The following is a 1,421-nucleotide window of genomic DNA, read 5'->3' as shown; positions in this document are numbered from 1 at the left end:
GGGCGCGGCCCAGTTCGCCGTCCCGGGAGCGGTCGATCGGCTGCGCTCCATCGCCGCGGCACAGCGGGACGCCGAGGCGGCCCCGGCCTGGGCGCAGCCGGCGGCCGGCCCACCGAGCTCATCGTCCGCGCAGGCCGTCGTCCTGGCCGCGGCCGATCCGGCCAACCCGTTCGGTGCCGCGCTGCCCTGGCCGACCCGACCGGGGGATGACGCGGACGGCGCCGCCGGCCACCGGCCGGGGCGCAAGGCGGGCGCGACGGTCGTCATCATCGACGGGGAACTCATCCTCTACGTGGAACGCGGGGGCCGTTCCCTGCTGTCATGGACCGAGGACGACCATCGGGTGGCCCCGGCGGTGGAGGCGTTGGCCCGCGCCGTGCGGGACGGCCTGCTCGGCAGGCTCACGGTGGAGAAGGCGGACGGCCAGACGATCGTCGGCAGCACCCTGGGTGCCGCCCTGGAGCGCGCCGGTTTCCACCCGACCCCGCGGGGCCTGCGGCTGCGGAGCATCAGTTCCGAGAGAAGGAAATAAGACGGGCACGTCCGCGGGTGAACGCTCCCTCGGCCGCCTTGAGACTGATCTCCAGATCCGCGGCCGCCTCCCGGGTACTCTTCCCGGCCGCCCGATCCATGATCACCTCACGCTCCCGGCCCTGCAGTCCCCCGGCCCGGGCCAGCAGCCAGCGGGCTTCCGCACGGTCACAGACGGCGTCGTCCGGGGCCGGCTCCCACGGCTGCAGATAGCCGCGCACGACCGCCCGCTCCGCACGCTGACGAGCTCTATGGTGATCAACGCAGAGACGTAGCACCGTCGTCGTCAGAAACTGCCCGACCCGGCTCGCGTCGAGATCCCGAAATCCGGCGGCGCGGATGAATGCCTCGTGTACGCAGTCCTCCGCGTCGGCCTTGCTCGGCAACCGCCTACGGGCTATGTGGATGAGCCGATCACGGTGCGGGAGCATCAGCGACCAGCGCTGCTGGCTGTATGGCCGGTCCAGCTCGACCACGGGCGCAGCGGATACAAAATCAACCGAGGGCGTGTCCCCGGCAGGGCATGTCACGGTTTGCTCCACCTGTCATGCTCAGACCGCGCCACCCCCCAGCACGATCGCCTACCTTCCCGGAGCGCGCCAGCACCGAGAACCGCGATGTGCCTTGGCCAGTTGGACCCGCTGCTTGCCAGAACAGCGGACTAGGACAAGGCGGACATTACCATCCGCTCCCGGGTAGGCCAGCAGCGGCATATCCCGGTGGGCGACGTACCCGCCCGATCGATACGCACCGTGTTATCGCCTGGCCGTGACCCGAGCTTATCGCGAGCCGCATTGGCGCCATCAACCGGTCAGTACACCGCCAAAACGGGCGAGATAATGACGTTCTGCTTCGTAAGCTCTTATGGAGCCACTCGCCCCCGGTCACTG

The 1,421-nt window shown here is 70.2% G+C and carries 1 protein-coding gene and 1 pseudogene; one reads left to right on the top strand and one right to left on the bottom strand.

Features of this window, described 5'->3' with window-relative positions; genetic code table 11:
- Positions 1–532 (top strand): annotated as a pseudogene (locus AC08ON_RS01760) (DEAD/DEAH box helicase); the annotation flags it as partial.
- Here the strand turns inward: AC08ON_RS01760 and AC08ON_RS01755 are convergent.
- On the bottom strand, positions 510–1,061 hold the full coding sequence (locus tag AC08ON_RS01755) for an RNA polymerase sigma factor (RefSeq protein ID WP_476616336.1): 552 nt from the start codon (positions 1,059–1,061) through the stop codon (positions 510–512). The pseudogene AC08ON_RS01760 and the gene AC08ON_RS01755 sit on opposite strands and share 23 nt — an antisense overlap.
- Positions 1,062–1,421: the final 360 nt, after the last annotated feature.

The organism is Frankia sp. CoWAU3 (genome assembly GCF_977971855.1).
This window is presented reverse-complemented; position numbering and strand designations above follow the sequence as displayed.